This window comes from Salinibacterium sp., assembly GCF_031364185.1.
GTDB lineage: Bacteria > Actinomycetota > Actinomycetes > Actinomycetales > Microbacteriaceae > Rhodoglobus.
In genome coordinates this window covers 1-6,492 of sequence record NZ_JANLVV010000311.1, presented here as the reverse complement: position 1 = coordinate 6,492, position 6,492 = coordinate 1, and the positions used below count along the sequence as shown (strand labels likewise).

The 6,492-nt window shown below is 64.4% G+C and carries 6 protein-coding genes; 3 read left to right on the top strand and 3 right to left on the bottom strand.

Annotated elements, in window-relative coordinates:
* Together RMN95_RS13520 and coaD are read left to right on the top strand one after the other, a co-directional pair.
* Positions 1-1,790 (top strand): ATP-dependent DNA helicase RecG (locus RMN95_RS13520; RefSeq protein ID WP_309617431.1); only part of this gene is annotated, 1,790 nt, incomplete at its 5' end.
* 99 nt (positions 1,791-1,889) lie between these two features.
* Positions 1,890-2,372, top strand: coding sequence for a pantetheine-phosphate adenylyltransferase (gene coaD, locus RMN95_RS13515; protein WP_309617430.1), 483 nt, complete (start codon positions 1,890-1,892; stop codon positions 2,370-2,372).
* 76 nt (positions 2,373-2,448) lie between these two features.
* Here the strand turns inward: coaD and RMN95_RS13510 are convergent, their stop codons facing one another.
* A complete protein-coding gene (locus RMN95_RS13510) occupies positions 2,449-3,861 on the bottom strand; it encodes a DUF222 domain-containing protein (RefSeq protein WP_309617429.1) in 1,413 nt (470 codons plus the stop codon).
* Between the two features lie 264 nt (positions 3,862-4,125).
* Here RMN95_RS13510 and fgd point away from each other — a divergent pair, with 264 nt between their 5' ends.
* A complete protein-coding gene (gene fgd / locus RMN95_RS13505; RefSeq protein ID WP_309617428.1) occupies positions 4,126-5,145 on the top strand; it encodes a glucose-6-phosphate dehydrogenase (coenzyme-F420) in 1,020 nt (339 codons plus the stop codon).
* Positions 5,146-5,683: 538 nt separating this feature from the next.
* Here the strand turns inward: fgd and RMN95_RS13500 are convergent.
* Both RMN95_RS13500 and RMN95_RS13495 read right to left on the bottom strand, forming a co-directional pair.
* Positions 5,684-5,833, bottom strand: coding sequence for a hypothetical protein (locus RMN95_RS13500; RefSeq protein WP_309617427.1), 150 nt, complete (start codon positions 5,831-5,833; stop codon positions 5,684-5,686).
* 121 nt (positions 5,834-5,954) lie between these two features.
* Positions 5,955-6,341, bottom strand: coding sequence for a VOC family protein (locus tag RMN95_RS13495; RefSeq protein ID WP_309617426.1), 387 nt, complete (start codon positions 6,339-6,341; stop codon positions 5,955-5,957).
* Positions 6,342-6,492: the final 151 nt, after the last annotated feature.

Below are 6,492 nucleotides of genomic sequence, written 5' to 3'. Positions count from 1 at the left end.
CTGGCGCTGGCGATGGTGTTGCTGCTGGCGCTGCGGCCGACAGCGCCGGCGCCGAGCGCGCGAAAGCCTGGGCCGAGCTGCCGATTCCCCTCTATCCGGCCACCTCTACCGTGGCGAGCTGGCAGATCCAGAAGGCTGTCGCTGTCGTGCTTGACGCCCTGCCGGAGATAGACGATCCGGTTCCGGATGCTGTGCGCGGTTTACTGAAACTCATGCCATATTCGCGGGCGCTGAGACTCATCCATCGGCCAACGATCGACGCCGAGTGGGGCGGAGCGCGCAAGACGCTGCGCTTCCAGGAAGCCTTCGTGCTGCAGGCCGCGCTGCTGCAACAACGGCAAAGGCTGCGGGAGACGGCCGCGACTGCACGCACGGCCGGGGTGATTCTCGACGGTTTTGACGCGGCGCTGCCGTTCACCCTGACCGGCGACCAGGCGCTGGTGGGACTGCAGATTTCGGATGACCTCGCGGTACCGGTGCCGATGAACAGGCTGGTGCAGGGCGAGGTGGGCTCGGGCAAGACTCTTGTCGCGCTCCGGGCGATGCTCGCCGTGGCAGAGTCGGGTGGCCAGTCTGCCCTGTTGGCCCCCACCGAGGTGCTCGCCCACCAGCATCTTCGGTCGATAGTGAAGACGCTCGGCCCTGACCTCGCCGCGCGCCTGCGACCAACCCTGTTGACGGGTCAACTTCCGGTGGCCGAACGCCGGAAGGCGCTGCTTGCGGCCGTGTCTGGCTCGGCGCGCATCGTCATCGGAACGCACGCGCTGCTCGGTGACAAGGTCGAGTTTTTCGACCTCGGGCTCGTCGTCGTCGATGAGCAGCACCGTTTCGGCGTGGAGCAGCGCGAGGCGTTGCGACTGAAGGGCCGGCAACCTCCGCACGTGCTCGTGCTGACCGCCACTCCCATTCCTCGTACCGTCGCCATGACGGTGTTCGGTGACCTCGACATCTCCTCCATCGCCGAGTTGCCCGCCGGCCGTTCGCCCATCGAGAGTTTCGTGGTTCCGCTGGCCGAGCATCCGGGATGGGTGTCCCGGGTCTGGTCCAGGGTCGCGGAAGAGTTGGCCAAGGGCCACCAGGCGTTCGTCGTGTGCCCGGCGATCGATACGAGTCCCGGTGAGCAATCTGATCTTCCGGTTCCGGATGCCCAGGCTGCGGACGCCGCTGCCCCCCGTCCCACTGCCACGGTGACGGACGTTCTGGCATCCCTTCGCGCCAATCCGGTACTGGCCGGCAAACGTATCGAAGCTCTTCACGGCCGGATGTCGGGTGACGACAAAGACGAGATCATGCGCTCGTTCGCCGAGGGGCGGATCGATGTGCTTGTGGCGACGACGGTGATCGAGGTGGGCGTGGATGTGCCGAACGCATCCACGATGGTGGTGCTCGATGCCGACCGGTTCGGGGTGTCCCAGCTGCATCAGCTGCGCGGTCGGGTTGGACGCGGTGAGGTACCGGGGCTCGCGCTTTTTGTGACCGGAGCCGAGCAGGAGACTCTTGCTCGTGAGCGGGTGGAGGCCGTGGCATCCACCCTCGATGGATTCGAGCTGGCCAATAAAGACCTGGAGCTGCGACAGGAGGGCGATGTGTTGGGAACCACCCAGTCTGGTGGTCGGTCGAGCTTGCGCCTGGTGCGGGTGGCGAAGGATGGCGCTCTCATTGCCGACGCGCGGGAGCGAGCCGCCGAGGTGCTCGCCGCCGACCCCACGCTGGCGGCACACCCGGCACTGCGCGAGGCTCTCGACCGCAGACTCGATGAGACATCGGAAGCGTTTCTGGCAAAGAACTGATGCGTCATGTCGCCCGCCCGCCCTGTGGCTCCGGGCTCTGCGCCCCAGCCGGGTGACTGCGGTAACGAAACCGTAACGTGGGTTGGGTAGGGTGAGGTTATGCACAGGATCGCCGTTGTTCCTGGGTCTTTTGACCCTGTCACCCTCGGGCACCTCGACGTCATTGAACGTGCGGCGGGTCTGTTCGACGAACTTCATGTGCTGGTGGTTCACAATCCAGGCAAGACCGCGCTGCTTCCGATAGCCCAGCGGGTGACGCTGATCGAGCAGGCTATTCGCGAGGCCGGTTTCACTGGCGACATTCGGGTGACGAGCTGGAGCGTCGGCCTCCTGGTCGACTACTGCACGGAGGTCGGCGCCGCTGTGATCGTCAAGGGAATCCGCTCCCAGGTGGATGTTGCGTACGAAACCCCCATGGCAATCGTGAACCGCGACCTGGCCGGGGTCGAAACGGTGTTCATGCTGCCTGATCCGGCTCATGCTCATGTCTCCAGTTCTCTTGTGCGACAGGTCGCGTCGCTGGGTGGGGATGTCGCGCCATACGTGCCATTGGCCGTGTCGAAGTATCTGCAGTCGCCGTAAACTGCTGCCGGTTCGCTGCTCACGTGTCCCGCAGGCGAGACGTTATCCGCGCCGGAATTCACGTCGTCGCCGGCACCTAGGCGCTGACGAGCAGCCGTCGCATCGCAGGGCTTGCGGTGTGTAGCTGGCGCGGTCGTTGCTGCGGATCTATGTCGGGTGGCGGCACCAGCCAGTAGCGCCCATTCTTACGGTCGATCTTCCAACCGTTGTTATGAACGAGCATGTGGTGATACCGGCACAGGCACACTCCGTCTGCCACGTCTGTGTTGCCACCCTTGCTGAATTCGTCGATGTGGTGAACTTCGGTCCAGCTGGGCGGCCGGTCGCACCCGGGTTCGATGCACCCGCCATCCCGAGCCGAAATCACCGCCCGCTGACGGGTGTTGTGCCGCCGTTGTGAACGGCCGAGGTTCAGACTCTGCCCGTCGTCGTCGAACAGGATCGGCTGAAGCCCACCGTCGCAGGCAAGGCGTTCGACGCTCGCGATGGAGATCGTGGCCTTCTGGCCTTCGATGAATCCCACTCCGGTGTGGGCCGCGAGGTCGCGCTGGGTGACCAGAACGCGCACGTCTGCTCGGCGAGCTCCGAGCACGCCGCCGTTACGAGACCTGACGGCGACATCGACCAGCTCAACGAGGGCATCCAGCGCCAGCTGCTCGGTAGACCGGGGATCGTTGACGATCTGTTCGGCCCGAGCGACGTCTTTCGGATCGACGAACCGGGGGCCACCCCGCCGAGGCGACGTTGCCACGTCGACCGCAGCGCACACCACCGCAGCAGACTCGGGATCGAGCAGGCCGACGATCTTCGTCATCCCATCGCTCTGGGGAAATAGGCGCAGGTACCGGCGGCCTCGACGCTCCTCTTCCCGGGCACTAACCCCATCGGAATCCAATTGGTCGCGACTCTCGCGGGCGCAGGCGGCGAGCTGGTCGAGTGTTACGTCGTTGGCTATGGCGGTAAGCAGTCCTACGGCGACCGATAGGGCCTGAACCGTCACATCACCCTCCGCCGGCGCGGACACGTCACCGCTGGGAGCGCCGAGCCCGCACCGAATCGCCTCAAGCGCTTCGCTGGAGATCACCCCTGCTGCCACCGCCCGAACGGCGACCTCGAGCCAGGGCTCTGTGATACAGAACGTCGGCTGCTCATCGCGCGTGGCAATCTCGGAGACCATCGCACCGACTCGAATGAGCCGGCGCGCGGTAGCCCCACTCGCGCCCGTAATCGACTGCACCAATACTGCCGGGGTGCGTGCACCCTGCCGTTGCGCGAGCCCGCTGTATCCCAGTTCTCGGCGAGAACGATGGTCAATCTCTGCGGCGACGGTGGAGGCTGCAATGTCGAGCAGGCGGACTGATGCGGCAATATTCCGGAGGTGATCGAGCAGAGTTTCGTCGACAGATTCGCCCGCGCCCGCCCGCGCCGCGCTCGCACACCGGGATGCCACTGAGGCAAGTTCGGTGAGGAGGGAGGCGAAGTCGGGCATGGTTCAATTGTCTCAGACATTCGAATATAAATACGAAAATGTGCAAAACCTCTTTCCACAGATTTCCGGCGGAGAGGAGGGCGCGGCGGAGAGCAGGGCGCGCCAGAAAGCAGGACGCGGCGGAGGGCAGGGCGCGCCAGAAAGGAGGGCGCGGCGGAGGGCAGGGCGCGCCAGAGGCCGCGGGGGAAGCGGCAAGCAGGGGACCTAAACGGTAGGACCGACTTACAGGTACCGCCCACCCCCGATCCAGCGCAGAATAGAGGCGTGACCCTCAAACTCGGATACAAGGCATCGGCTGAGCAGTTCGACCCGCGTGAGCTGGTAGAAATTGCGGTAGCCGCCGAGCAACACGGCATGGAAAGCGTGGCGGTCAGTGACCATTTCCAGCCTTGGCGGCACGAGGGCGGGCATGCTCCGTTCTCCCTCAGCTGGATGGCCGCGGTGGGGGAGCGCACGAGCACCATCTCGATCGGCACGAGCGTCATGACCCCGACCTTTCGCTATAACCCCGCGGTTCTCGCGCAGGCTTTTGCGACAATGGGATGCCTCTACCCGGGCCGCATCATGCTCGGGGTCGGCACCGGCGAAGCCCTCAACGAGGTCGCGACGGGCTTCCGCGGAGCGGGCGAGCAGACCTGGCCTGAGTTTAAGGAGCGATTCGCGCGACTGCGGGAATCCATCGAGCTGATGCGCCAGTTGTGGAGTGAGGATCGCGTGAACTTCGAGGGGGAGTTTTACTCGACCCACGACGCATCCATCTACGACAGGCCAGACATTCCGATTCCGGTATATGTGGCAGCGGGCGGCCCGGTGGTGGCGCGCTACGCGGGCCGGGCGGGGGACGGTTTCATCTGCACCTCCGGTAAGGGCGTGGAGCTCTACACGGAGCAACTGATCCCTGCTGTGAAGAAGGGCGCGGAGAAGGTCGGCCGGGACTTCACTGACATCGACCGGATGATCGAAATCAAGCTCTCGTATGACACCGATGCCGAACTGGCGCTCGAAAACACGCGCTTCTGGGCACCGTTGGCCCTGTCGAAAGAGCAGAAGCACGACATCACGGACCCGATCGAGATGGAGAGGGCGGCTGATGCGCTCCCGATCGAGAAGATCGCATCACGGTGGATTGTTGGCAATGATCCGGATGCGGTAGTCGAGCAGATCGCGAGCTATGTCGGATACGGAATGAATCACCTCGTATTCCACGCCCCGGGTCAGGATCAACGGCGTTTCCTGGACCTTTTCGAGCGCGATCTCGCGCCACGACTGCGTGCGCTGGCCTAGAAGCGAGGCGGTGGGCCGAGGCACCGGGCGGGTGTGACTCCGCCCGGTGCGCTCACCACGGACACCGCACTCATCGCAGCGGCCCGTTGAGTCGCAGCCGACGTTCGGCTGCTCGTTCGCGTTCCTCTTGCTCGACTCGTGTGCGAAATTCGCGGCTGGATTGCTCCCGAGACATGATTCGCCGCGGGCGACGGCCCCATTTGATGAGGGCGATACCCACGTGCAATGCGACTCGGTCAAAAACTCCGACTGTGCGCGGTTCGTAGCGGACGGAAGGGGGGTGTTCATGCAGACCGGTGGTGCTGGTCAGTGTGGCGTTCATAATGATCCTTGCTGGTGCGGTGCCTGGGCAGTCGACGGTGTTCGACGAGAGAAGACGACGACGCCTGTTGTGACACGGCGGAGCCGCTCGCGGCGGCGGGGACCCGGGTCGCGGAAGACGCGAGAATACCGGGATGGGAGACCAGCGCCCTGTCAGGAGGGCCGGTTGGGCTTCGATAGCATCTCGCCCATTCGGGCGGCGGACTGAGCCAGCTGGTCAGGCGGCGGAGATGGTGGCGAGGTCGACGATGGAGCTGTGCGTTACAGCGGGCCGTGGGGCAGTGCGGAACGCTGCTGCAAAATCAGATGACACTGCAAAATCAAATGTCACTGCAAAATCAGTTGTCACTGCATTGTTGAACATCATGATGTCGGCCTCCTCCCGGTTATCGATCAGCCCTCACGTTAGTGCGATATTCGGCCTGGCGCAAGAGCAAATATTGGTGGTGTCATGTCTTCATGTTGCCGCACGCCACCGACATTCCGAGTCAGTGCGCGATCTCCCAGACGTGCCCCGCGGGGTCGATGAACGACGCCGTTCGGATGCCCCATGGCCGATCAACCGGCCCGTTCAGCAGGGTGACACCACGGTCGGCGAGCATGGCGCACGTGGCATCCACATCGTCGACTGTGATGGTGAGTTGCATACGGGTTCCGGATGCTCGGCTGGCGACCACGGCAGGCTCGACCAGCCCTGGCGCCTCACCGATCTCGAGCAGGTTGATGAGCGTGTTGCCGAAGTTAAACACCGCGGATTGCCCGTCTTCATAGTGCACGGGCAGCCCGAAAACCTCGCTGTAGAACGCCTTCGTCGCCGCGAGGTCTTCGGTGAAGAGAGTGACGGCACTGATTGCGCCGGGCCAGGTGTCGGTCATGGCACCCACCGTACCTCGACGGCGAAGTCAGCGACGCCCATATCCTGAGCTAATGAATCCCACCGGCCACCTCACCCGCGTAGCGCAGCCCGACGATATCGAGGCAATCGTCGCGACCGTCACGTCCGCATTCTTCGACGATCCGCTGTGG

Coding starts and splice junctions, on each gene's coding strand:
- coaD (WP_309617430.1), top strand. CDS start 1,890: ATGCACAGGATCGCCGTTGTTCCTGGGTCTTTTGACCCTGTCACCCTC.
- RMN95_RS13510 (WP_309617429.1), bottom strand. CDS start 3,861: ATGCCCGACTTCGCCTCCCTCCTCACCGAACTTGCCTCAGTGGCATCC.
- RMN95_RS13500 (WP_309617427.1), bottom strand. CDS start 5,833: ATGATGTTCAACAATGCAGTGACAACTGATTTTGCAGTGACATTTGAT.
- RMN95_RS13495 (WP_309617426.1), bottom strand. CDS start 6,341: ATGACCGACACCTGGCCCGGCGCAATCAGTGCCGTCACTCTCTTCACC.